The sequence below is a fragment of the Paraburkholderia caffeinitolerans genome, assembly GCF_902859945.1.
In the GTDB taxonomy this organism is placed as follows: Bacteria; Pseudomonadota; Gammaproteobacteria; order Burkholderiales; family Burkholderiaceae; genus Paraburkholderia; species Paraburkholderia caffeinitolerans.
Window position 1 is genome coordinate 1 of record NZ_CADIKL010000034.1, and the last position, 23,989, is coordinate 23,989.

General features: G+C 59.1%; 16 protein-coding genes and 7 pseudogenes. 9 read left to right on the top strand and 14 right to left on the bottom strand.

Annotation, left to right across the window (positions count from 1 at the left end):
* Positions 1 to 122: 122 nt before the first annotated feature.
* The 6 genes and pseudogenes from HV773_RS26485 to HV773_RS26510 form a co-directional block, all read right to left on the bottom strand.
* Positions 123 to 821: pseudogene (locus tag HV773_RS26485) on the bottom strand (IS21 family transposase); the annotation flags it as partial.
* Between the two features lie 239 nt (positions 822 to 1,060).
* Positions 1,061 to 1,816 carry an SDR family NAD(P)-dependent oxidoreductase gene (locus HV773_RS26490; RefSeq protein WP_175197195.1) on the bottom strand — a complete coding sequence of 252 codons (756 nt, stop codon included), beginning with the start codon at positions 1,814 to 1,816 and terminating at the stop codon, positions 1,061 to 1,063.
* 418 nt (positions 1,817 to 2,234) lie between these two features.
* On the bottom strand, positions 2,235 to 3,194 hold the full coding sequence (locus HV773_RS26495) for a CobW family GTP-binding protein (protein ID WP_175197196.1): 960 nt from the start codon (positions 3,192 to 3,194) through the stop codon (positions 2,235 to 2,237).
* The gene (locus HV773_RS26500) at positions 3,191 to 4,858 is read right to left on the bottom strand and encodes an amidohydrolase (RefSeq protein WP_175197197.1); all 1,668 of its coding nucleotides are present in this window, start codon (positions 4,856 to 4,858) and stop codon (positions 3,191 to 3,193) included. The genes HV773_RS26495 and HV773_RS26500 overlap by 4 nt, the downstream gene beginning before the upstream one ends.
* A 34-nt stretch (positions 4,859 to 4,892) precedes the next feature.
* On the bottom strand, positions 4,893 to 6,188 hold the full coding sequence (locus HV773_RS26505) for an MFS transporter (protein ID WP_175197198.1): 1,296 nt from the start codon (positions 6,186 to 6,188) through the stop codon (positions 4,893 to 4,895).
* A gap of 44 nt (positions 6,189 to 6,232) precedes the next feature.
* A complete protein-coding gene (locus HV773_RS26510; RefSeq protein ID WP_175197199.1) occupies positions 6,233 to 7,411 on the bottom strand; it encodes a porin in 1,179 nt (392 codons plus the stop codon).
* Positions 7,412 to 7,859: 448 nt separating this feature from the next.
* On the opposite strand from HV773_RS26510, the gene HV773_RS26515 reads away from it, so the two are divergent.
* The 5 genes and pseudogenes from HV773_RS26515 to HV773_RS26535 form a co-directional block, all read left to right on the top strand.
* Complete coding sequence (locus HV773_RS26515; protein ID WP_175197200.1) at positions 7,860 to 8,276, top strand: Zn-ribbon domain-containing OB-fold protein; 417 nt, start codon at positions 7,860 to 7,862, stop codon at positions 8,274 to 8,276.
* 2 nt (positions 8,277 to 8,278) lie between these two features.
* Positions 8,279 to 9,430 carry a thiolase family protein gene (locus tag HV773_RS26520; RefSeq protein WP_175197201.1) on the top strand — a complete coding sequence of 384 codons (1,152 nt, stop codon included), beginning with the start codon at positions 8,279 to 8,281 and terminating at the stop codon, positions 9,428 to 9,430.
* A gap of 16 nt (positions 9,431 to 9,446) precedes the next feature.
* Positions 9,447 to 10,391 (top strand): Lrp/AsnC family transcriptional regulator, encoded by a 945-nt coding sequence (locus tag HV773_RS26525; protein ID WP_175197202.1) that lies wholly within the window; start codon positions 9,447 to 9,449, stop codon positions 10,389 to 10,391.
* A 40-nt stretch (positions 10,392 to 10,431) separates the two neighbouring features.
* A complete protein-coding gene (locus tag HV773_RS26530; RefSeq protein ID WP_175197203.1) occupies positions 10,432 to 11,988 on the top strand; it encodes an AMP-binding protein in 1,557 nt (518 codons plus the stop codon).
* Positions 11,989 to 12,040: 52 nt separating this feature from the next.
* Positions 12,041 to 12,145, top strand: a pseudogene (locus tag HV773_RS26535) (IS6 family transposase); the annotation flags it as partial.
* A 57-nt stretch (positions 12,146 to 12,202) separates the two neighbouring features.
* Here the strand turns inward: HV773_RS26535 and HV773_RS26540 are convergent.
* The 5 genes and pseudogenes from HV773_RS26540 to HV773_RS26560 all read right to left on the bottom strand — a co-directional run.
* A pseudogene (locus tag HV773_RS26540) lies at positions 12,203 to 12,637 on the bottom strand (IS6 family transposase); the annotation flags it as partial.
* A 75-nt stretch (positions 12,638 to 12,712) separates the two neighbouring features.
* Positions 12,713 to 12,955, bottom strand: a pseudogene (locus HV773_RS26545) (transposase domain-containing protein); the annotation flags it as partial.
* Positions 12,956 to 13,043: 88 nt separating this feature from the next.
* On the bottom strand, positions 13,044 to 14,039 hold the full coding sequence (locus HV773_RS26550; protein WP_175197204.1) for a tyrosine-type recombinase/integrase: 996 nt from the start codon (positions 14,037 to 14,039) through the stop codon (positions 13,044 to 13,046).
* Positions 14,036 to 14,983 (bottom strand): tyrosine-type recombinase/integrase, encoded by a 948-nt coding sequence (locus tag HV773_RS26555; protein WP_175197205.1) that lies wholly within the window; start codon positions 14,981 to 14,983, stop codon positions 14,036 to 14,038. Before HV773_RS26555 ends, HV773_RS26550 begins: the two co-directional genes overlap by 4 nt.
* Positions 14,980 to 16,212 (bottom strand): site-specific integrase, encoded by a 1,233-nt coding sequence (locus HV773_RS26560; RefSeq protein ID WP_175197206.1) that lies wholly within the window; start codon positions 16,210 to 16,212, stop codon positions 14,980 to 14,982. The genes HV773_RS26555 and HV773_RS26560 overlap by 4 nt, the downstream gene beginning before the upstream one ends.
* Before the next feature lie 119 nt (positions 16,213 to 16,331).
* Here HV773_RS26560 and HV773_RS26565 point away from each other — a divergent pair.
* The 3 genes and pseudogenes from HV773_RS26565 to HV773_RS26575 all read left to right on the top strand — a co-directional run.
* Positions 16,332 to 16,543 (top strand): annotated as a pseudogene (locus tag HV773_RS26565) (transposase domain-containing protein); the annotation flags it as partial.
* Between the two features lie 45 nt (positions 16,544 to 16,588).
* Entirely contained in the window at positions 16,589 to 17,038 is a 450-nt protein-coding gene (locus tag HV773_RS26570; RefSeq protein WP_175197207.1) for a GNAT family N-acetyltransferase, read from the top strand.
* A gap of 420 nt (positions 17,039 to 17,458) precedes the next feature.
* Positions 17,459 to 18,661 carry an FAD-binding domain gene (locus HV773_RS26575; protein WP_175197208.1) on the top strand — a complete coding sequence of 401 codons (1,203 nt, stop codon included), beginning with the start codon at positions 17,459 to 17,461 and terminating at the stop codon, positions 18,659 to 18,661.
* A 311-nt stretch (positions 18,662 to 18,972) separates the two neighbouring features.
* On the opposite strand, the pseudogene HV773_RS26580 reads toward HV773_RS26575, so the two are convergent.
* Positions 18,973 to 19,707, bottom strand: a pseudogene (locus HV773_RS26580) (IS6 family transposase).
* A 1,078-nt stretch (positions 19,708 to 20,785) separates the two neighbouring features.
* Here HV773_RS26580 and HV773_RS26585 point away from each other — a divergent pair.
* Complete coding sequence (locus HV773_RS26585; RefSeq protein WP_175197209.1) at positions 20,786 to 21,364, top strand: hypothetical protein; 579 nt, start codon at positions 20,786 to 20,788, stop codon at positions 21,362 to 21,364.
* A 78-nt stretch (positions 21,365 to 21,442) separates the two neighbouring features.
* Here the strand turns inward: HV773_RS26585 and HV773_RS26590 are convergent.
* Together HV773_RS26590 and HV773_RS26595 are read right to left on the bottom strand one after the other, a co-directional pair.
* Positions 21,443 to 21,983 (bottom strand): annotated as a pseudogene (locus HV773_RS26590) (transposase); the annotation flags it as partial.
* Positions 21,984 to 23,289: 1,306 nt separating this feature from the next.
* Positions 23,290 to 23,796 carry a glycine zipper family protein gene (locus HV773_RS26595; RefSeq protein ID WP_246282401.1) on the bottom strand — a complete coding sequence of 169 codons (507 nt, stop codon included), beginning with the start codon at positions 23,794 to 23,796 and terminating at the stop codon, positions 23,290 to 23,292.
* Between the last annotated feature and the right edge of the window lie 193 nt (positions 23,797 to 23,989).

The following is a 23,989-nucleotide window of genomic DNA, read 5'->3' on the forward strand; positions in this document are numbered from 1 at the left end:
CAGCCACAATCTGCTCGACACTGAAGCGTTTGCGTTTCATCGCACGGCTCCTTTCCTTCGAAAAGTCCGCCGAAAACTCGCTTACATCATGGCACTGTTTACCGGGGGCCGATCAGTGTGGGCTGCATGCCGTAGTGGGCGCACAGTGCGTCGTAACGCGTGGTCAAATCCTTGCGCGCGTCGGCATCGAGATTGCGGAACGCCGCCGACAGGCTGTCGCTGCGGTGCTCGCGCGGCGCGCCTCCGAGTGCCCAGATCGCGTTCTGCAGCCCTTCGGCCAGCGCGACATAGCTCTCGCCGCCGAGAATGACGTGAGCGTGCTCAAAGCCTGAGCAGGCCAGCCGGAAGTGATAGAGACGGTGGTCCAGCGTGACACCGGTCACGGTAATGCCCAGGCTGTCCATCTCGGTGAAGTCGGACAAGCCTAGCTGACCGGGCTGGTGCACCTGACGGAACATGACGTCACGTTCCTCGCCATGGAGTGCGCGCCAGTCGCGAATACGCCGCTCGAGAGTGCGGCGCACGTTGCCCGGGAGGTCGGGATGACGCCGAAGCATCTCGTCCAGTACGGCTATCGGCCGGATGCCGGGGGCGGACTGGAGCAGCGGCACGATCTCGGTGTCAAAGATCGCGACCAGGGGATCGGCCCGGCGACGCCCGCGCGGGGCCTTCTTCTGCGACGGCAATCGCGGGTCCTCTTCGATGCGATAGCCCGTGGCGGCGCTGAACCCAGCGCGCGCAGCCGCCTGGGGCGGCCCCTCCTTGAGTCTGTACTTCATGTAGAGCCTCATCTGATGGTCGTTGACGTGTCGGCCGGGCAACTCAGCCTCCCTTCGCTACATGGACGAGCTGTTCATACCCGATTTACCGCGACCACCGACAAGGCACCCAGACAGCGGGGGGCTCCACGGCGCGGCGTTGCGGCAGCGGTTCCGGGCTACGCCCTCCACCGCTGCCGCAACGCCAGTACTCTCATCCTGATTGACGCGCTGCTCTCATCTTGTTTGACGCGCACCATTCATTTCGCAAACCTTACGAATAGTTCCTAACACGCTCTAGCTCATGAGATCGTGGAGCCTCCATCTGGCGCTTGAATCGAACCAGTCGTCATACGCGAGTCGTCTGATGCCAAATAGAGCGCAGTGAGCGCAATATCTTCAGGGTAAGCGAGGCCCAGATGATTTCGTGAGACATGTTCACTTGCTCCGACGGCTGTCTTAATTCGCTCGGCAACGCGTGGCGTCATCGTTATAGTCGGCGCAATGGCATTGACACGAATACGCTTGGAGGCAAACTCAACAGCAAGGGAGCGAGTGAGTGCCGCGACACCTCCTTTGGCGGCGGTATAACAATCCACGCCGGGACAGCCAATCAACGCCACGTTCGAAGTTGTATTAATGATGGCCCCTCCTCCCACCCTGACGATATGAGGAATGACAAGCTTGCAGCCGAGGAAAGTACCCCAGAGGTCAAGCTTGATTGCTCGCCAGAACTCGTCAACGGGGGCGTCGACCACATTGTTGTCTCGCGGAGTGGATCCTCCCGCATTGTTGTAGAGGATGTTGATGTTCCCGAACGCGGACAAGGCCATGTCGATCATCGCTAACATGCTTTGCTCCTCGGTCACGTCGGTATGCACCGCGATAGCGCGTCCATCGGCGTTTGCAATCTCCTCCGCAACTTTGCAGGCACCCTCGTGATCGATGTCTGCAATTACAACACTAGCGCCCTCGCGAGCGAACAGCAACGCTGAGCTACGGCCAATGCCATTCGCCGCGCCCGTGATAATGGCAGTTTTTCCTTCCAGACGGCCCATTTAATTATCTCCTTGAAGAATCGTTGTTTAGAGAACGTGAAACTGTTTAATTAACTTTTTCTGAGGTCAAATGAAATATGCATACAGTCGCAATGGCATGTAGTTGCGCAGCTGACCTCAGCCACTTTTACCGGTCCACTTCCCGAGTAACTGCTGCACCATCAAGTCCGGCCATTTGACAGACCTCTCGCAAGGGCAACCTAGGTCCGTGGCTCCACGCCGGTCAAAGGCGGCCCTCATAGGGTTGATTTCTGCGCAAGACTGCCCGCTGGGGATGAGGGCATCCAGTGGGAGAAAAAGCGTGGGGCACAAGGCTTATTCAAGCACCGCCACGGTGGGATTTGCATTACGCAGAGGCTCCCTAGAACTTGCGGTCCGTCCGCAGCAGCTTGGGGAAGCGCGTGGTAGGTACTGAAAGTCACCGCGCACGCGCCCGCTCAAACGCCCGGTCCAGCACCCTGAGGTCGAAATCCGCAGGCGTGCCAATGGCCACCAGCTGCGCTTCGTCGCCGGCACGATATTCAGGCGCAGGCGTCAACTGAAAGCGCCGGCCGGCCCATTGCAGCATTTGCCATTGCTCGGGCGCGCTGGACAGACGCAAAAAACCTTTGATGCGCAGGACTTCAGCTGGCAGCTTGTCGAGCTGCTCCTGCAGGCGTTGTGCATCCAGCAGGCCCTGATCTAGGCATTGCCAGCGAAAGAATGCCGTGTCATGCCGCTTGACCTGCCAGGCTCCGGGCTGACCCAAGCGTGCGCCGCGCCCATGCTCCCTTTCCTGCGGCGTGTGGAGCAGTAAGTCCAGTGGTAGCGCGCCGTTCACGGCATCCAGGATGGGCGCGCGCGGTGCGGTTTCGGCCAGCCAGACGTGCAGTTCGCGGAGCTGTGCCGGGCTAATTAAATCGGTCTTGTTCAGCACCAGCATGTCGGCGGCGCGCAGCTGGCTCAAAACGACCTCGCCGACATAGCGGTCCCGAGCATGCTGACGTACGGACGTGGCGTCCACCAGCACGATCACGGCGTCCAGCCGCAGGCGCGGCCCTATCAGGCCGACCTGGGCGACTTTCCAGGGATCGGAGACGCCGCTGGTTTCGATGATGATGCGCTCGGGCGGCTGTTCCATGACGCGCAGCAGCGCTTGGGAAAAGTCGGCTCCCACGCTGCAGCACATGCAGCCATTGGTCAGTTGGATGACTTCGTCAGACCGCCATGCAATCACGTTTGCATCGATGTTCACGCTGCCGAAATCGTTGATCAACAGCGTGGTGCGCTCGCTCAGACCGCTGCTCAGGATATGGTTGAGCAGCGTGGTCTTGCCCGCGCCAAGAAAGCCACCGATCACCGTCAGGCGAGTAGGGCCGGAATGCAGCGCGGCTGTCATGCCTGGTGCACGGGCATGACGCGCCCGCCCAGCACCGTACCCCAGACCCGTACGTCCTTGAGCCGTTCGGGCGCCACGACCAGCGGGTCGTCTTCCAGCACCGCAAAATCTGCGAACTTGCCGCATTCGATGCTACCGATTTCATGGTCCATCTTGAGCGTCCAGGCCGTGCCTAGCGTGATGGCATGCAAGGCATCCGCAACGCTAATGCGCTCGCTCTCACCCAGCACACGCCCCGACAGGGTCAGCCGGTTGGTCGCGCACCAGGCGGTGAACAAAGGCCCTAGCGGCGTCACCGGTGCATCCGAGTGCATGCCGAAAGGCACGCCACAGCGCAAGGCGCTCGCTGCGGGGTTCATGCGCTGCGCCCGCTCCGGACCCATGGTCTTGGCATAGTGGGCATCGCCCCAGTAATAGATATGGTTGCTGAAAAAGTTGGCGCACAGGCCCAGCTCGGCCATGCGCGCGAGCTGGGCTCCATCCACCATCTGGGCATGCTGCAGCGTATGCCGGTGGCCCTGGCGCGGGTGCATGGCCAGCACCTGCGAGACCGCGTCAATGGCCACTTCGGAGGCTTCGTCGCCATTGGTGTGCATATGCACCTGGAAGCCTTCGCGGTGGTAGCTCGCCAGCTGGCTGGCGAGCTGGGACGGCGGCAGCAGCCACAGACCGTTGCCGCTGGAGCCGGTGTTGCCCGGGTTCTGGTAGTAATGCGGCCAGCGCAGGCGCGCGGTAAAGCCCTGGATAGATCCGTCGATCACCAGTTTCACCAGGCCAAAACGCAATTTGTCGGTGTTGTACTCGCACACTGCCTTGAGATGTGCAGGACCCTCTTGGCCCTTGAAGAGCAATGGGGCGAATGCAGGGATCAGGCGAATGGGAAATGCCGGATCGTCGGTTGCCGCACGCAAATTGGCAATGCCCGTTTCGCTCAGGGGATTGGCCAGGTCAGTCGACGTCGTAATGCCGACCCGCCGTGCAATATTCGCAAAGTTCCTGGCTGCGTTCCTGTCCTCTCCGAAGTTGAATCCCACAGTTTCCCGAAGCAGCTGGAGCACCGGAAACATGGCCGCGAACTCCTGCAGTTCACCGCTCGGATCGCCGTTGTCGTCCCTGGGAACGCCGTCGATTGCCGTGTGCCGGTCAATGCCCACCCTCGCAAGCGTCGCGCGATTGACGTTCAGCAGGTGGTTGCTCATATGCAGGATCACCACGGGGCGCTGCGTCGACACACGGTCAAGATCGTGTGCGCTCATACGCGGGCCATTGCCGAAGAAGATAGGATCGAATCCCCACGCAAGCAGAGGTTGTGACGGATCGCCCAGTTCACGCGCTGCCGCGGCAAGGCGTGCCACCACGTCGTCGATCGACTTGAGTCCCGGCCACACTTTGCCATCCGGGTCGCAACGGTCGAAATACCCGACATAGACGTGCTCCCACATGCTGCCTTCCAGCAGGTGGGCATGGCCTTCGACAAATCCAGGCATTAGTGTCTTGTCTGCAAACGAATTGTCCAGCGTCGCGTCGTCCCAGCCACTCATCTCGTCGAGCGTACCGACCGCCAGAATACGGCCATCGCGTACCGCAACATGGGTCGCATATGGGCGGCTACGATTCATGGTGATGATCTTCTTCGCGGAAAAAATCACGGTCCTCGATTTCATAGGGATATCTCTTCAGGTAGTGACTCGAATCGGGTCAAACGGATTTATGTTCGCGGAACAGCAACAGGGCCGTATAGGAGATCGCGCCGCAGCCCATCATGAACCAGGCAGGGGACATCGGATCGCCACTGAATTTGATCAGCCAGGTGACGAACAACTGGGCACATCCACCGACGACGGAAACTCCTATGCTGTAGATGATGCTCAATGCACTGGCCCGCACCCTGGCCGGAAATGCTTCGAGTAGCAGCAGGAGGAACGCACCACTGCCGAGCGATGCCACCGCCATCATGCCGCCTATCAAAAGGAGTGCCTGCCAGAGGGCCTGAGTGTTTGCCAGCATGGCAAACAGCGGGTAGACCAGCAGGGGCGGCAAAAGCATGGACACGAGGAGGATGGGCTTGCGCCGCGGCATGCGATCGGCCAGTCGTCCGGACAAGGGGGCCGTAACCAGTAGAACGGCGCTGGATACGATGCTCGCAAGATAGGATGTCGAACTCGGGAAATGCAGTTGCTGCATCAGATAGGTTGGCATGTACAGGACAATGATGTACAGCAGCGAGGAGTTGAGCAGCATCATCAGGACGCCGAGAAACACCGGGCGGCGATAGCCTTTCCACAAATCGGTGAGCGGCGTTCCCGCGGCCTGGGTGACGTCGAAGGTCTCCGACATCTGGGAGCGGATATACAAGCCGACCGGCGCGATGCTCAAACCAATCGCAAAGCCTACTCGCCATCCCCACGAATGGAACTGCTCGGGCGGTACGTACTTGGTCAGTGTGAAGGCAACCAGCGCACCCGCTAGCGTCGCGGCCCCTTGACACGCGGTCTGCCAACTGACCACGTGCCCGCGTGAGCGCGGAGCGCTCGACTCCATGGCCAGCGTCGTGGCTGCTCCGAACTCGCCACCGAGCGAAAAACCTTGCAGCAGACGGCCAACAAGCAGGATGATCGGCGCGGCTACGCCAATCCGGCTATACGGCGGACAAAGGGTAATCAGCAGGACACCCAGCGCCATCAGCATGATGGTCAGCAAGAGCGTGAACTTGCGGCCGCGCCGGTCGGCCATGCTGCCGAAATACAGGCTGCCGAGCGGTCGAATCAAAAAGCCAATGGCAAACACGGATACGGAAAGCAGCAAGGCGCCATAGTCGCCCGCCGGCGCAAAGAACTGCTGCCCGATTACGATCGCAAAATAGCTGAAGATGGTGTTGTCGTAAACTTCCAGGCCACTTCCCAGTGAAGTCGCCATGATCAGTTTGAAATTGGACTGACGTGTCTGTGATGGGCGGGCTTCACTGGCCATCTTGGCTTCGAGGTGCATTGTCATCGTTTATCGCTCGCCGGAATGGGCCAGAGACCCACTCGCAGAGGTTAGAAATTATGCAGCACGCCAATGGTCGTAGAGACCACGGACTTGCTCATGGCAGGCAATGGGAATGCGTCCGTTGTGTCGAAGTTGTAGGTCTGCGCCGACTTCGGTCCGTTCTTTAGGAAGCCGAAACGGGCATAGAGCGAGGTGCGTTTGGAAAGGAAATAATCTTCGCCGAGCGTAACGCCCCAGGCGTGATTGCCAGTTTGCGTGGTATCGCGATACCCCACGCTAGCCCGCAGCAGATTGCGGCTGATCATCTTTTCCGCGCCCAATACCAGCGTCTGCGACGAATGGTCTCCAGGGAAGCGGGGGTGATTCCACAGATAGGACGCCGCGCCCGTGAAGCCACCGAAATCGTGCAGATACGAAAGCAGAACATTGTCTGTGCGCACCGACGGTTCAATCGTCGCATCGTGCAAGCACGGGGTTGAGGCACTCGGGTCTGCATCGCAGTAGGTTTGCGAGTATGACGCCGTCGCAATATTCTTGCTGGTCGCATAGGCGAACGTGATCGATGCGTTCTTTGTCCTGGGGCCGACCGTCTGGTTGCTCTTCAACGCGTAGAAAAGATTGGCGCTAAAGGGCCCGAAATTCGGCGTGGTGTAGCTGATCGAATTGTTGACCCGGCTGAGGTCGACGTTGGCCCCGTAGCCGAGATCCGAGTAGCCGCTCAGGTAGGCGGAGATGGAATGATGGCCATTGGCGAGAAAGACATCGGAGCCGATTGCCATGGCGCCTTCGCCGCTCAACTGTCTGCCGACGGACACCGTACCCCAGACCGGACTGCTCAGCCCCACATACGACGCACGGTTAAAAAACGAAGTCTGACTTTGCACCGTGCCGTTATTCAGGTTGAAAGCGCTTTCGAGGCGGAAGAAGGCGGTCCACTGGCTGCCCAGGTACTCCTGGCCATAGATCCCCCACTTGGAAGCGTACTCATTGCCACTTTCGACACGGGTAACGGTTTTGCCGCCGGCATTCGTATAGTCGAGTCCCACGTCCATGGATCCGTAGATCGAGACCATGCTCGTGGCCGGTACCACGCCGAATACACCGGGGCCGCCGCCGACGGCTTCGTAGCCAATGATGTCCCGCATCGAGTCGGCTTCGGCCGCTGTCATCGGCGCGAGGCACGCAGTCAATGCGGCTGCGAGCGTTGCTAGTTTTATGTGTTTCATAAGTCTCCTCAAGTCATTCTTGTTATGGCTCTGCCGGCTGCCTACGGCGATGCTCGCCGCGACCTCCCGTCCAATCCACCTATCTGCATCCCAGCATAAATCGTTTTGAGCGATTAGATTTGCGAAGTTTCACGCATAACATCGTTTCAGGCCGCATTTGAACGAATTCTAGGCGTTAAAAAATATTTTTTGCAATCACAACATACATAGGGACTTCCCGTAAGTTAATTTTGGACTAAAATTTACGAGAAAATTAGATCAAAAATGTTTTATGATCTGTGTTGATGAATGTATTGCGCTTGAATGGCGGCGGATCGGCAGCGAACTCTGGCGCTCTGGAGGCTGTTTGTCCGTCCTGACATGCGTGTGAACCGTGCTGTACCCCGCCGCTACCGTGCGGTGCTCGCGGCTGCGAGACTCGACCAAAAATCTAGGCAGGAGACAAACAATGATTGAGAAGTCCGATGCGCCGCTGGCGCACCCGAGCCTGTATGGGGCCGGCACAGAGGGAGTGCCCGTGATCTTCGCTGGCCGCTGCACCCATTGCGGGCGCGTGGGCTTTCCCCGGCAGGCTTACGGCTGCGAGGCCTGCGGGGCACATGGCGCTGCACTGGCGGACATGGATCTGCCGGCCGACGGTGAACTGATCTCCTTCGCGGAAGTGCATCGCCATCATGGCGCCGATATCGACACGCCCTTCGTGATGGCGGAAGTCCGGCTGGATGGCGGTCCGCTATTGCGCGCCACGCTCGCACCGCGCCGCGCCGTTGGGCTCAAGGTCGGCGCGCGCTTGCGCGGGATGCTGGTGGCCGGTGACCGGCCGGGCGCCGCGCTCGAGTTGCGTTTCGCGCCGGTGGAGGGCTGATCATGCACAATGCGCTTGCTGCGCTGCGGCCGGTCTATGTGATTGGCGTAGGCAATCATCGTTATCAGCGCCGGTCGGCGACATCGTATGTGGAACTCGGACTCACCGCCGTGCGTGCAGCGCTTGCCGACGCCGGGGTCGAATGGTCCGCGGTGAACGCTGCCTATTGCGCCACGACGCAGCTCGACATGGCGCCCGCCCGGCCGATGCTGCGCCATCTCGGCTGCACGGGAATCCCCATGCAACAGGTCGAAAACGCCTCGGCTTCCGGGTCCACCGCCTTTCGCAATGCAGTGATCGACGTGGCTTCGGGGATGAGCGACATTGCGTTGGCCATAGGGGTGGACAAGCCGCGGTCCCTCACACTCGGGATCACGCACAACGGGCTCGACTCTCTGGAGGGCGACCGGGTCTCGCCCTTCACGCATTTCGCGCTGCTGGCCGAGAAGTACGCCGCCGAAAGCGGTGCCACAGCCGCCGATTTCGCGCGGGTCGCGGTGAAGAATCTTGGCAACGGCGCGCGCAATCCCTGGGCCCACCGCCAGCGTGCTCACAGCCTGGCGGAGATCATGAGCGGCGAACCGGTCGCCGGTTTCCTTACCCCTTTGCAGTGTTGCCCGGTCGGAGAAGGGGCCGCGGCCGTCCTGGTCGCGTCGGAAGAAGCGCTGCGTCGTCATGGAATCGAACCGCCCAGGGCCCCGCGCGTGCTGAATTCGACCGCGCGCAGCGAGCGTCTTTACCCGGACGAGACAGGCTGGGACGCGGCCCTGACCCAGGAGACGATCCTGCAGGCCTACGCCGAAGCGGACGTCACCCCCGGCCAGATCGACATCGTCGAAATGCATGACGCTTTTACTGTCGAAGAACTGCTTTACGTTGAGCAGATGGGCCTGTGTGCGCCGGGCACGGCGGCGGCGGAACTGCGCGCCGGCGCCTTCGACATTGGCGGCCGGGTGGCCGTGAGCCCTTCAGGCGGCCTGCTGGCAATGGGGCATCCACTCGGCCCGACCGGTATAGGTCAGATTTGCGAAATTACGCGCCAGTTGCGTGGCGAGGCCGTGGGCCGCCAGCATCATGGCGCCCGCACCGGCCTCGCTCATATGCTCGGAGCGGGCGCAGTCTGTGTGGTACATATTCTTCGCAACGAAACCTAGAGGCTAGGAGGCCATCTTGGAGAATAACCGTCCAGACAAGCTGGATTTCGACATCATTCGCCAGCTTCGCGAGGATGGCAGGCGCCCCGCGAAGACGATTGCCCAGGCGCTCGGCGTGACCGAGGCGACGGTGACTTCGCGCATCCACGCACTGAGCGATGCCAGCGTCATGCGGGTCATGGCCCAACGCAATGTCGAGTATCTGAGGACCCGGCTTTTCTGCTTTATCCAGGTATGGATACGCGGACGCTCCGCCGAGGCGGTGGCCGATGACATCGCGGCATTCGCAGGCGCGGGATCCGTGATGATGATGGTGGGCAGTCCCGAGATACACGTCACGGCGCTGGTCGAGGACAACGACGATCTGCTTGTCTTGCTGCAAGACCATATCGGGCAGGTCAGCGGCGTCGATCGCCTGGATGTCAGCGTAACGCTGAAAGCCTACAAATACCGCTATGACGTCGTCAGTCTCAGCCCGGCCCTATCGCTCGGCGAGCCGCAGGGCGATCCGCTGGACGATGACATCGTTCGCCAGTTGCAGATGGACGGCCGGATCAGCAACCGGGAGATCGGGCGCGTGCTCGGAATTTCGGCCAGCACGATCCGTGAACGGGTCAATCGCATGCTCACGACAAAGCAGATCCGTATCGGTGCAGTGTGCGACTACCGGAGCATGGGCTTCGAGATCGCAGCAATCGCCTATCTTCAGGTTGCGGCCGACCAGTTCAAGACGGCACTGAACTACCTCGTCGCCCAGCATGAGGTCGGACAGGTCAGTGCCATCAGCGGCCGGTCGAACATCTTCGTGATTCTCAGCGGACGCAACTTTGATCACCTGTCCGAAATCGTCCGCAACAAACTCCAAACGGTCCCGGGTGTGATCGAGACCTCGGTGAGCCTTGTCGCCAGGCCCAAAAAACATCGCGCGGACCTGATCAGCCTAGTCGAGCCGCCGGGCTGAATCCACATCTAAAACATACCCTTCAAGAAAGGAGACACGCATGGCAATTATCGATTTCTTTGACCGCGGGTGGCAGCTCAATCCGCGCGGCATCGCCTATGTCATGGACGAGCGGGCCTTCACCTACCAGGAGGCGGGCACGCTGTCCTGCCGCATTGCTCACGCCCTGCTAGCTAGCGGATTCGCGCGTGAAACCAAGGCAGCGGTGTGGTCCCTGAACGACCCCGTTGCCTGGACGTGCGTGCTGGGTGCGTGGCGGGCGGCCCTCGCATGGGTGCCGATCAACCCGCGGAGTTCGGTCACCGATAATGCGCAACTGCTGGACGCCTTCGATTGTGAGGTGCTCTTCTTCCAGCAGGCGTTCTGGCCTGCGATCGAATCCATCCTGCCGCAGTTGCCCAAGCTGAAACGGGTGGTGTGCATCGATGGCGAAGCGGGGCAAACGACCTCCCTCGAGACCTTGATCTCGGGCCAGCCGGAAACCGTCCCCGACGTCCGCTACGAGATGGATGATGTGGTCGCGGTGCAGCCCACCGGCGGCACGACCGGCACGCCGAAGGGCGTGATGAACACGCATCGGAGCCTGCAGACCTTTGTGGCACACGCCATGATGGCCTGCCACTACGGATCCGACGAGCCGGCGGTGTTTCTTGCGGCCGCGCCGATGACGCATTCGACAGGGTTGGCTTCCCTGCCATGCACCGCGCGAGGCGGCACCACGGTGATCCTCAAGCAGATCGACCCGGTGGGCCTGTGCGACGCCATCGAGCGGCACCGGGTGACCGAACTTTTCCTGCCACCTACGGTGATCTATGCCTTGCTTAGCAGGCCCGATATCCGTACGCGGGACTTCTCCTCCTTGCGCTACTTTCTTTACGGGGCGTCTCCGATGTCCGCCGAGAAACTACGCGAGGCGATCGAGGTCTTCGGACCCGTGATGATCGAGTTCTACGGTCAGACAGAATGCCCTGGCACCATCGCGATCATGCGGCCAGATGAGCATTTCGTGAGCGGCAGGATTGCGGACGATAAGCGCTTATCGTCCTGCGGCCGGATCTCGCCGCTGATCCGGGTCACGATCATGGATGATGCCGGCCATCCCTGCGCCGCGGGCGTAGCCGGGGAGATCTGCGTGTCCGGTGACCTGTTGATGAAGGGGTACTACAAGGCGCCGGAGAAGACCGCAGAGACGATCATTGACGGATGGCTGCATACGGGCGATATCGGGCACCTTGACGCTGATGGCTATTTGCATATCACGGATCGCAAGAAGGACATGATTATCACCGGCGGATTCAATGTCTACCCGAGCGAAGTCGAGCAGGTGATCTGGTCACACCCCGCGGTCCAGGACTGTGCAGTAATCGGTGTGCCCGACCCGAAATGGGGTGAAGCAGTCAAGGCTGTAGTCGAACTCAAGCCGGGGCAGGCGGTCGATGCTGGCGAACTCATCGCACTCTGCAAAGAGCGGTTGGGCAGCGTGCAGGCACCCAAGAGCGTTGATTTCGTGCCCAGTCTGCCGCGTAGTCCGAATGGCAAGGTTCTGAAAAAGGACATCCGCGCGCCGTACTGGGCAGGAAAAGAACGTGTGATTTAAGTGGACTGCGGGCGTTGTCAGGTTAGCGAGCGCGCGGCGTTAAAAAGAGGCGATGAAGAAGACGAAGTCGCTTTACCACGGTCACCGCTTCCCAGCGAGCGTCATCAGCTGCGCCGTTCGCTGGTATTTCCGCTTCAACCTGAGCCCGCGCGATATGGCTCTGGTGCAAATAGCTGATATGGACGAGATATTTTGCTATATAAAGGATGCCTGATCAGGCAGACAGGACTGCCACCCAGACTGCGGGCGCAGCGGTATCTTTGAGGTGGAGTTTCGCGAGGCGGAATTGGCCCTTGCGAATGCGATGTACCAGTTCAACACCTGAGAGAGTGATCGCTGCGCTCCGGAAACGTTTGAAGCCGAGCATGACTTTCGTCCGGGACTTGATGTTGCGGTGGTCCTGCTCGACCAGATTATTGAGATATTTCGAGGATCGGACCTTCGTGTCCTCCGGCAGCGAGCCATCGGCCTTCATCTCGCGCACGGCGCGGTGCGAGGCGGCGTAGCCATCAAGCGTGATGGTCTTCGGTGGCTGGACTTGATGTTTGATTGCCTTCCTGAAAAACGCTTTTGCCGCCTTCACGTCGCGCCTGGCGCTGAGCATGAAGTCGACCGTCTGACCCGCCCGATCCACCGCCCGATAAAGATAGACCGTATGCGATCCACGAAGGACGCCCCTCAGAGCGGAGTGGCGGAGTGCTGCATGTCTGAACGCGGCGGTGGGTTAGCGAAGGCCCGCGGGCATTTTCCAGGGAAGCAGCGCGTCGTAGTCGTCGACAGTCTTTGCAAGAGGTAGCCGCTGGAACAGCCAGGTGAGGTAACGATACGGGTCGATGCCGTTGGCCTTGCAAGTTTCGACCAACGCGTAGAGATTGGCGCTTGCGTTCGCACCGTCGACGGTGTCCGAGAACAGCCATCCGCGGCGCCCGACGCAGAAGGGGCGGATTGAGTTTTCGCAGGGATTATGCTGACTCCCCGATTATGCCGCGTCATGAATCCACGCACACAACGGTTGGGCGGATCTCTGTTCCCGGTCGCTCGGATTGTCGGCATTATCAGAGAGCCTCTAGGAAGGCGAGCAACGGATCTGGAGGTTTGTAGCGTGTCGGCGCCACACCGCTCGCCGTGGCGTGCGCGAGCGCGCGTTCCTTGAGTTGCATGTCGGCGTGCAAGTAGACCTGAGTAGTCTCGGAGGACTCGTGACCGAGCCAGAGCGCGATCACGGTTAGGTCGACGCCGTGATGCATCAGGCTCATCGCGGCCGTGTGCCGAAGCGTGTGAGGCGTTATGGATTTTTTCTTCAGCGAGGGGCACGAGAGACGCGCGATTTCGGCGTTGCGCGACACGATTCGCTGAAGTGCATCGGCACTAAGATGACCACCACGCGAACTGGGGAAGACCGGATCATCTGGTTCGTCTGGTTGATACAGCAGCCATTCTTTCAGGACGGCAACGACATCCGGTCGCAGCGGGGTGCATCTCATCTTTCTGCCTTTGCCAAGGCAACGGACGTGGGCGCCTGTGCCGAGCATCACATCCTGACGCCGGAGTGTGGTCAATTCACTGTTGCGCAGACCCGTTTGAACCGCTACAAGAAGCAGCGTTCGATCGCGGTTGCCGATCCACGTTCGTACGTCAGGCGCCCCTACCAGAGCGGCGGCCTCGCTCTCGGTCAGAAACTCAACAGGGCCGTGCTCGCAGCGTTTAGATGGAATTGCAAGAATGCGCTGACACTGCAGAAACAACGCAGGTTCGCTGACCGCGACGAACCGGAAGAAGGCATGCACGGCGGCAAGCCGCGTGTTGCGTGTCCGCACCGAATTGCCTCTGCCGTGTTCGAGGTGCTGTAGGTATTCCTCAATCAACGACACGTCGAAGTCCTCGATTCGCAGCTTTGACGGCGCGCGCCCGATATGCTTCGTGGCAAACGCTAGCAACAGCCGGAACGTGTCTCGGTAACTTGCCACCGTATGCGAACTCAGACCTTGCTGCTCGAGCAGGCGCTGGGTAAAGAAGCGCTGAACGAGGGATGGCAGACTGGCGGCGCTCACGGCTGTTCTCCCGGACAGCTCTTGTCGAGATAGCCTGCCGCGAGTTCAAGCAACTCAGGAACCGCTTCGATGTACCAGTACGTAAGACCGATGTTGACATGCCCGAGGTAGGCTGCAAGTTTCGGCAATTCCCGACTGACGTCCAGACCGGCGCGATACCACTCGACCAGCCTTCCCGTCGCGAAGCTATGCCGGAAGTCCTGTAGGCGCGGGCCGTAACCATCGCGCCCATCTTCTGTCGCCGATCGCAGGCCGACAGCGCGCGACATTCTGACGAACATGCTTCGTGCGGTGCCGGCCTTCAGTCGCTTGCCGCGCTCACTAACCAGGAACGCCTCGCTCAATCGTAAAGGACAGAGTTGATCGCGTTTCTGGGCATAGTGTTCGAGTGCGACCCGGGTCGACTCTGCTACAGGAACGAAGCGCGATTTGCCGAACTTCGATTCCCGGATGGAGAGTATCCCGCTGACGAGGTCAACGTCGGACCGGTCGAGCCGAAGCGCTTCGCCTGGCCTGAGGCCCGTCGCTACAAGAAGCCCTATGAGCGTCGAATAGGTCTGTGCTCGCATGCCGGTTCGGGATCGCAGTTGAGCGGCTCGGGTCATAAGCAGATCAATTTCCTGCTCAGTATAAATATGCGGGGCATTGCGCCGTCTGCGGGCACTCAGGAGTCCTGCTGGAGGAATCTGGTTTCGACCGTCAATGACGTTCATCCATCTGGCGAAGCCTCTCACTTGAGAGAGGCGCCGCCCCCAGGTGGCGCGTTCGACGAGTGCGGGCGTCATCGCCCAGCGCAGAGCCAGATCGGTCGTAATGAACTCAGCAGCTTCATGTTCCAGAAGATCAACGAAATGGCCAAGTGCCAATGCAGGTTCATAGAATGATGCCCCGAGAGCGCGGCGAACCGCCACGTACCGAGCGAGAGAATCGCGGATTGCAGTCATATTGAATCTCCAACTGTGGGCCACGAGCGCGCGACCCCGCGCAGGTCCTCAAACGCGACCTTTGCATAGATCGCGGTACTGTCCGGTGAGCGGTGCCGCAAGACCTCGGCTATTTCTGCCATCGAGGCCTCGTGGCGAATCATCGTCGTCGCCAGACCGTGACGGAACAGATGTGCTGCGCCCCGGCACGCGGGGCGGAAACCGGCACGTGCGAAGGCCTGGCAAACAATCTTGCCAATCGCCCCCGGCCCCGCCAAACCAACCCGGGGTGCCAATCTGCGAAGGAAGACGCGCCGCGATGCACTTCCTCCGCGACTATCGCGAAGATATGTTGCGATTGCCTCTCCAACCTCCGATGGCAGGGGGACGTGCTCGACCATCTGCCCCTTGCCGTGAACGACGAGCTCCCCCGAACGCCAGTGAATGTCGTCGAGTTCGATGGCAACGATTTCTCCGGCACGTAGACCGAGCCGCGCCAACAACAGCAGGATTGCGTAGTCACGGCGCCCAGTCGGAGTCGACTGGTCTGCAGATGCAATGAGAGCTTCTTGCTGCTCAGGCGTGAGGAACGTCGGCACAGTTGACTGTCGCCACTTACGAACCGAAGGCACTGACTCATACAGGTCTCGGGCCGTATCGCCGCGCAGAAATAGGAAATGGCAGAACGAGCGAAGCGCAACTGCCATCAGCCGCGTGTACTCTGGCGATCGGCCTTGGCTGCGGGCAAGAAGATGATTCCGGATCGTTACCGCGTCAAATGCATCTGGCAATAAGCTTCCGTCGCTGGCAGAGTGGTTGTCGAGAAAGTCGCGAATGAACGGGCCGTAGACGAGCAGAGAGTTCTTCGCGAGTCCACGATCCTGCCTCAGATAGTCCAGGTATCGGCCATATATGTGCGCGATCGCGGATTGGCGGCCCAACGTCGGCGGGCACACAATGGCTTCCACGCGCAGATAGGCGAGAAACTGCCGTAATGTGGGGCGCGCACGCTGGACGCGGTCTTGTGATGCGTCGATCAGGCGCTTCATAAAACGAGCCGTGACAGACTCATCGAGATCAATCAGGTCGATGTTCCGGTTCTTCATCCACCCAGAGAACACACACAGGACTCTTCGTTTCTTGCGAAGCGATACCTCGGAATAGTGTGCCGTCCGTAGACGATCAAGAAATGCATCGACGTGATGGGCCGGCAGCCCGCCGGATTCGCTGACTGTGCGTTTCGCATTCATGTGGCTTCTCCTGGCCAGCGCGATAGCCAGCCTGAGAAATCATACGTTTATGCCGACACAGCGGTCATGAAAGGCCATACGCACCGTCGCGCGCATGCATGACGCGGCATAATCGGCGAATCAGGCCGTTCGTCGTCGGCCGCAAGGGCTGGCTGTTTGCGGACACGGTTGCCGGTGCTCAGGCCAGCGCCAATCTCTATTCGCTCGTCGAGAGTTGCAAGGCGAACGGTATCGATCCGTACCGCTATCTCGTCTGGCTGTTCACGAAGTTGCCGTTGGCTGTAACCGCTGACGACTACGCGGCGCTCATGCGCCGTGGACCATGCCCTGACAACCTCATTGTAGATTCACGCGTAAAGAGCCGGAATCACTGCCTATGAGCCAACAAATCAAATTACGAGAGGCGTCACCGTCCGACGTCCCGTTTCTCCTGATGCTTCGCAAGCTGACAATGACCGAACATCTGGAGCGGGCCGCGATGCCGACTGACGATGAGGCTCACTATAAGCGCATCTGGTCGAACTTCGAAGACGCCAAGATCATTTGCGAGGGAAATACCAGCGTGGGGCTTCTCAAGATCAATCGAAGAAGCGGCGAGTGGCACCTTCAGCAGATCCAGGTGTTGCCCTCCCATCAAGGCAAAGGTATCGGCAAAACCGTCCTCGGCGTGGTGTTGGATGAAGCAAGGCGAGAAGGCGTGTCCGTTTCCCTGAGCGTCCTTCACGGAAATCCCGCGCGTCGTCTCTACGAGCAACTCGGCTTCAGACCAGTTACAGAAACATCACTCGACGTCAAGCTGATATGGCACCCGGGATGCGCATGTTAACGTCCGCAACGACGTGGATCTGGATGTCTGACCGGCGTCGTTAAATGACCGCATATATTTCACTCGCCTTCGCTCAGTGAATCACGGTTCGCTGTAGTAGAGCCGTCGGCCGATCTTCAGGGGACTCGTGTCGAGGAAGGATCCTTCCTGGCCCGAACTCGGCCTCGTGGGTTCACGCGCTAGCGGCCACTTCATTGGGGGATGGGCTCCGCCCCGGTGCGGTCGCTGACGGGCTCACTTTCCATGTCGCAATTCGTTCCCGGGAACGGGGGCTCTCAGGAAAGTAACACTGCGAATTGATACTTTATCGTCGCACTGTCTACAGAGACGTTGCAGCCCGCCGGAATCAGGCGAGATTAGTCTAGACTACGCGAATTGGCACTGGCAGCAAGGCACAGTGCAAGTCTGAGGAGGTAACGCTTGGCACCAGCGAACCGCCGCATTCTCATCTCTGGCGCAGGGATCGCCGGACCGTCTCTGGCCCATCGGCTTTTGCAATTCGGCTTTGAACCCACGATAGTCGAACGCGCCGCTGCGTTCCGTGATGGTGGCTACATGATTGATGTGTGGGGCACCGGATACGATATCGTTGAACGCTATGGTCTTCTAAAGATGGTCATGGAGCGCGCCTATCTGTTCGACAGCCTGAGGTTTGTCGACGAACGAGGACGCAAAATCTCGGGTATGGGTGGGACCGTATTGCGCACGGCATTGGACGGAAAGTTTTTCAGCATTCCACGCGGTGACCTGGCACAAACCATCTTCGATACAGTCAAGGATCGGGTGGAAGTGTTGTACGGAGCTTCCATCCAGTCACTCGAGCAAGACGCACAAGGCGTTGTCGTCGAACTTTCGACAGGACAGAGGCGCCACTTCGACCTTTTGATAGGAGCGGATGGACTGCATTCGCGCGTGCGCGAGTTGGTCTTTGGTGAGGAGGCGCAATTCGAAAAATATCTCGGCTATGTTGCGGCTTCGTTCATTGCCAGTGGTTATCCGCACCGGGATGAAGCAACGTACGTGAGTTTCGCGAGGCCAGGGCGGCAGATCAGTCGATATGCGATGCGCGAGGGCCTTAGCGCGTTTCTGCTCGTGTTTGCCGAGACAGGCAAACCTGCGATCGCCGCTCACGATTTCGGGGCGCAAAAAGCCCGTCTTCGCGCCAGGTTTGGAGGCGACGGCTGGGAAACGCCCGAGATTCTTGCAAGGCTTGACACGGCGCACGACCTCTATTTCGATGCGGTCAGCCAGATTCGCATGCCTTGCTGGACAAAAGGCCGTACGGCGTTGGTGGGGGATGCCGCATATAGCCCGTCGTTGCTTGCCGGTGCGGGCGCCGCGTTTGCGATGCTCGGTGCCTATATCCTGGCGGACGAATTGCACGTGGCAGATGGCGATCTCGCGCGCGCCTTCCCGGCCTACGAAAATCGTCTCCGCGTCTTCATATGGCGCCAGCAGGATGCTGCCATTCGCTTTGCCGGTTCCTTCACACCTCGTAGCCAAATCGGACTATTTTTGCGAGATTGCGTGGTGAATATGATGAACGTTCCGCAAATCGGCACGTGGCTCGCGCGGCGAATGTTCGGGGAGGCCTTTCCGCTTTCGGGAGGTCACCGAAGGTGACTCCCGAACGGCAGAGGCTTGTCGATTAGCAGATGAAGGCGAATGTCGAGGTCAACATTGACGTTCCATTGATGTCGACGGCCCTATACCGTCAATCGCATCAAACCTTCCTTTCGAAACGCAGGTGGCGCGTATTACGTTCGATCGACATCAGGACCAGCAGCAGCGTGAGGAATCCCGCCACTGCGAGGAGTGTCCCCAGCGACGTCCTGAACTGTCCGATCCTGTTGCGCGCCGCCTCGATGGCACTTTGGGCGGCGCTGTCACGTTAAAGCGTCTGCGACGCAGTAGCGGAGAGGACGCGCATTTGCTCAGAAAGCGGACGGGTCTCGGGTGATCTCAGTGAAGCGATGCCACGCGTCGAAGCGTGCGGCCAGTTGTTTGCGATAGAGCGAGGCGCGCAGTAGATGTTGCTTGAATGCGAAGTGCTGCCGGATCGGACCGAAGCTCGATAGGAAGGCCTGCGTGCGTTCAGGATCGCGAAAACCACGCATGCGTCGCTCGCGTTCGCGTGTCGGTTGATGACTGTTTTCGGCCCTGTTGTTCAGCCGCGCGCTGGCTTTGACGAAGACGTGCCTGACGTGGGCGAGCTCGGGAATCTCGGCTTTCGCGGCCGGATAGCTGCGCAGCTGGTCGGTCACGATCTTGCGCGGTGCCTCAGCACATGAGGCAAGCACGTGCTTGAAAAATCGTTTGGCTGCAGCCTTGTCGCGGCGCTTCTGTAGCAGGATATCGAGCTCGACGCCGTGCTGATCGACGGTGCGCCACAACAGGTAAGGTTCGCCGCGCAACGTCACAAATACTTCGTCAATGTGCCAGGTCGTTCCGGGCTTGCGACGAGCCGCCTTGACACGGTGTGCGAAGCACGCGCCGAATTTATCGTACCAGCGTCGGATTGTTTCGTAACTGACGACAACCCCCCGCTCGAACAACAGTTCTTCGATATCACGCAAGCTGAGCTGAAACCTGAAATACTAGCGCACCGAGCAACTGATGACCGCCACCGGAAAGCGATGTCCGTGGTAGAGCGACTTTGCATTCTTCATCACGCGATCTTTCCCGACCATTTCAGCAACGTGACAGTGCCTCTTGAGCGACTCGTTCGTAACAGCCATCGATCGTTAGCCTGGGACGTACCGCGGTAATCGTGGAAGGCTCATTTTATCCAATAATGTAGGAATACTATATATAAATAAAGAGGCAATATACCTACCCACTGGTATAAGTGAGAGGCTGCGCCCGTTGGAAAAAGCTTTCGGAGCTCGCTGTCCAGCGTGCGGGCGAGCGCCTGTTGTTCCAGTCGTGACCTCAGGCGAACCTTGTTGTACGGGAAACGGAGCTTCATGTTTCTACTGAGTATGATCTATATTCCTTCGATATAGTCGAAATAAAATGCGAGCGATTCTCGTTATTGACCCGTTTTCATGATATATATTGTAGATTCATTCCAGTCAGAACCTTTTCCAATCTATCGAAGATCTAATATTGCAATATCGAAATTTATTCCGCTAAACTAACGATATCGCTCTTGGAATGCCTTCAAGAAACGGATTTCTTCATACACCACGCGTCTTGGCGCGGACTATCCGAATATCACTGGACGATCCACTCCGGCCCTCTCGATCGACACGAATTCACAGTCAGCTTCTAAGGTATGGTGGCCGTCGCTTAGGCACGCCGGAGGGCCGAGATTGTTATTGGCAGGAGAGCATCTGACACGGATGGGTGAGGGGGCGGCACAGTCCTTACATCAACATGGAATTTTTACCTGCCAAATTTGGCAGGTAGACATCAGGTCTTTCCTAAAAGGAAAATGTTCCAAGTGTCAGGTGTGTTCAGATTTGAGATATTGCGCTTGGCAAGTCATAAACGATGGAGAACTGACTGAGTGGCATCGGACGCGCGCCGACCTTCTATGGTTGCGTCAACTTCATGACGTTCTGGAACATCTTGGCAGTCGCGAGGGAGTGCGATGCTGCCTGATTTCATAGGCTTTGGAAATCGTCGAGCCGGCGCAAGGTTACTCGCCTTTGATCCTTGGCGACGGCCCCCTTGCTATCGCAAACTGGTACCCTTTATTCGTTCTACCAGAAACGGGTACATCGTCCTGAAGGGAGAGACGCAATGCCCGACTATCAGGTGCCCGACAATCGTGGACACTTTTGGACCACCTGGCAGGTTGGGGCAGTTCCCCCCAACAACATGAACCGGATCATACTGCCACATCCCAGCATCCAGAATTATCAATTCACCCATGTCAAGATGGACGGCATCAGGAGCAGGGATGCTCAAGGGGGAGGGACAGCCGCACTGGCAACGGCTGGACTCTGCGGGTGCACCTGTGTTGGTCTGATGCGAGTGCGGCTAGGGAATGCGGTGCGGATCACGATGTATCACAGGACGGTCAGCTCGCGCTGGAATAACCTGGTCAACCTTTTCAACAGTGCCATTGGCGGCGGCGCCCCGCAGCCGAACGACGTGGACTACCTTATCGTGGCCACCGAGGGGCACTCCTTTGCCGACGTGGCCGCGGACCTTGCAGGCGCGGGCCTTAACATTCCAGCCGCCAACCGTTTCAGGTATGCCCGATCGGAAACTCATAACCTCAGCTTTGGGCTTGCGATGGACCGCCATGCCGGGGAGCTATGGGGAGGGCCTCTGGATACGGCGCAGACAGAGTCAAACGGGTTTGGGGACCACTGACTGTCGATGTGGGATTGAACAGCATGCCGGAATGTTCCAGTTTTAAATGGAACGGTTTTCTGGGCCAGGGTCAAAGTGCGCCACATGGGCCTGGATTTCCTCGACCAGTTCCGTGTCGTCGGTCGGCTTGGCACGGCGACCATCTTGCCAATCGGACGAGCGAGCCTGTTTCACCGCCATGCCAGAGCGCGCCACGCCGAGAACTTCGCAGACCGTTTTCAATGGTCGTCCCTCGGCAACAAGGGCGAACGCGCAATCGGGTTTTTTGAACGGCCCACTCAACGGCTTCTTTCTGGATTTCGACTTCCATCGTCTTCTTCCCGAGCAGTCGTTGCAATTCCTTGATTTCCTTGATTGCGGTGGCCAACTCCGATGCAGGTACAACGGTTTCGCCCGCTTGCACTGCCGCCAAGCTGCCTTCCTGGTATTGCTTGCGCCAGCCAAACACCTGGTTCGGATTCACGCCGTGCCGCCGCGCTACGGCAGACACCGATGCGCCCGGCGCCAGCGTTTCCTGCACGATGGCGATTTTTTCTTGGGCCGTGCGTCGCCGACGACGCCCCGGCTCGGTCAGAATTTCGATGAGTTCCACGTAATGACTAGGCTTACTGATAGGCACAAGACTATCCCTTATTTTAAGAGAGTCCTTGTGTCCTCAGATACGTGGGGCCGCTCCAGCGGGCGTAACCAGCGCCGGCATTTTTCAATCGAAAGATGGCGTTGTGTTACTTCCCACTTTCTAATTTCTACGATTGCGGACGCAATCACGAAAAAGCAATATTTCCACGAGCAGGCGTAGTGAACACGTAGCAGATATATCGGCTGACGTATGTGAGCGCCTCCTTTGCGCCCGCCATCGAGCGGGAGCCCTTTGTGCGCACGGCGTGAACTCACCCCTGCGGGCGCAAGTCCGCCGCAAGCTCGTCATGGCGAGCGAAGTAAAACGCAGCCACCGCAATTATTCCGCTTGAGCCTAATGAAGATCCGTATTCTCTCTGCCGTGATAGTCGTGACATTTGCAGCCGGTTGTACGACGGCATCCAACTCGACGCACAATGTAGAAGCCGTAAAGTTGTCGAATTCCCAGCAGGGCTGGGGTGTTCATTGCCACGGTCTGTTCGATAGCAGCAAGACCTGTTTCACCCTTGCCAGCAAGGTTTGCGGCGAGAAACCTGTGCATGTGAACTATGCATTCGATCGGCCCGAAAGCGGTTTGAGCCCGAAGGAAGATGCACGTGATTTTGTTTTCACGTGTGGCCAGTCAACCCAATCAGGGGTCGATACCCCGATATCAGTGGGGACAGCCTCAGGTTCGCCGCGGAGCGTGAGGTAGTGCCTGCCTCTTGTCAAAAGGGACAGAGGATATTTCAAAGCTGCAACATCTGATTTCAAATCTGAACGTATCTTGCTGGCGTCACGCCGTTTAGGCGCGAAAGCACGGGTTTTGCGCGCTTGCCGGCTGTCTGGCGCATTCCTTGCTTTATAGCTGACGGTTAAACAACCGGCAGCAATGTGCCCCTGGTTACGCGATTGCGTAATGAAAGAAGGCCGTTCCTTAATGTTTTAGGAGGATGGAGCAGATGAATGATCGGTATGAATCGAGACAAGCCGTTGCCGTAGGCAGCACGGACTCCAAACCTGTTACGGACCGGTTCACACCCGTTCTGGCACGTGACATCAACCCGAACTGGGCGTGGGCGCCTCAGCAGGGCCAATATGACTGGATGGATTCCAACTCACCTTTCATTGACCTTGCGTAATGGTTAGGAATTCATACCATTAACTGTGCGGTCTCACCCGGGTAGCAACGTCATACGCAGGGTCTCGTTGGTCTTGCGTATTTCGTTGCTACCGTGGTTGACGGCTCAGTTGACGGCTCAGTTGACGGCTCAGTTGACGGCTCAGTTGACGGCTCAGTTGACTGCTCAGTTGACTGTATAACCGCGGCCGCTCATGCAGGCGCCCCACGCGCGCCAATACGACGACGTTCCGGCCTCGTTATTCGCCACAGCTTGCGCGTTATAGGCACCTGCTGTCCGTCGTTCCTGACGATGCTCGATGCCGCCGACCATCGTGCCGATAGCGGCGCCCGCAGCGGCGCCTCTTCCTGCGTCGCCGGCGATGGCTCCCGCCACCGCACCTGTCGCGGCGCCTCGGGCCGCGCCCACAACCCGCTGCCCGCCGGGCGCCATGACCGGGGCGGGCGACGTTGCCGCCCATGCCGGATCAAAGCCCGTTTGCTGCTTGGCCCAGCTATAGCAGGCGCCATCGTCGGTGGATTGCTGATACGGTGTTTGTCCGCGTGCGGGATAGGCAAGGGGCTTCGCGTAGACGACCTGTGCGTGGGCGTTCTGCCCGAGGCAGGCGGCGCTCGCCGAAGCCAGCGCGAGTGCTACCCGCATGATCTGCATAAGACGTGAATGTTTGTTCATTCGTTATCCTGACAAGTCAAGCATACAGGGGGCTGGCAGCGCTCAGTGCGATGGCAAAGCGAGTGCACATTGGGTACAGACGCAGCAGCTTCCCTGCGATGTTCCTGAAAAAGGCGCCCGCACGAAGGCGGGCGCGAAAGGAGGATTCACATACACAACTGGACAGATCTGCTGCGTGTTCGCTGCAGTTGTC

Coding starts and splice junctions, on each gene's coding strand:
- HV773_RS26490 (WP_175197195.1), bottom strand. CDS start 1,816: ATGGGCCGTCTGGAAGGAAAAACTGCCATTATCACGGGCGCGGCGAAT.
- HV773_RS26495 (WP_175197196.1), bottom strand. CDS start 3,194: ATGACAGCCGCGCTGCATTCCGGCCCTACTCGCCTGACGGTGATCGGT.
- HV773_RS26500 (WP_175197197.1), bottom strand. CDS start 4,858: ATGAAATCGAGGACCGTGATTTTTTCCGCGAAGAAGATCATCACCATG.
- HV773_RS26505 (WP_175197198.1), bottom strand. CDS start 6,188: ATGACAATGCACCTCGAAGCCAAGATGGCCAGTGAAGCCCGCCCATCA.
- HV773_RS26510 (WP_175197199.1), bottom strand. CDS start 7,411: ATGAAACACATAAAACTAGCAACGCTCGCAGCCGCATTGACTGCGTGC.
- HV773_RS26515 (WP_175197200.1), top strand. CDS start 7,860: ATGATTGAGAAGTCCGATGCGCCGCTGGCGCACCCGAGCCTGTATGGG.
- HV773_RS26520 (WP_175197201.1), top strand. CDS start 8,279: ATGCACAATGCGCTTGCTGCGCTGCGGCCGGTCTATGTGATTGGCGTA.
- HV773_RS26530 (WP_175197203.1), top strand. CDS start 10,432: ATGGCAATTATCGATTTCTTTGACCGCGGGTGGCAGCTCAATCCGCGC.
- HV773_RS26555 (WP_175197205.1), bottom strand. CDS start 14,983: ATGACTGCAATCCGCGATTCTCTCGCTCGGTACGTGGCGGTTCGCCGC.
- HV773_RS26560 (WP_175197206.1), bottom strand. CDS start 16,212: ATGAATGCGAAACGCACAGTCAGCGAATCCGGCGGGCTGCCGGCCCAT.
- HV773_RS26570 (WP_175197207.1), top strand. CDS start 16,589: ATGAGCCAACAAATCAAATTACGAGAGGCGTCACCGTCCGACGTCCCG.
- HV773_RS26585 (WP_175197209.1), top strand. CDS start 20,786: ATGCCCGACTATCAGGTGCCCGACAATCGTGGACACTTTTGGACCACC.
- HV773_RS26595 (WP_246282401.1), bottom strand. CDS start 23,796: ATGAACAAACATTCACGTCTTATGCAGATCATGCGGGTAGCACTCGCG.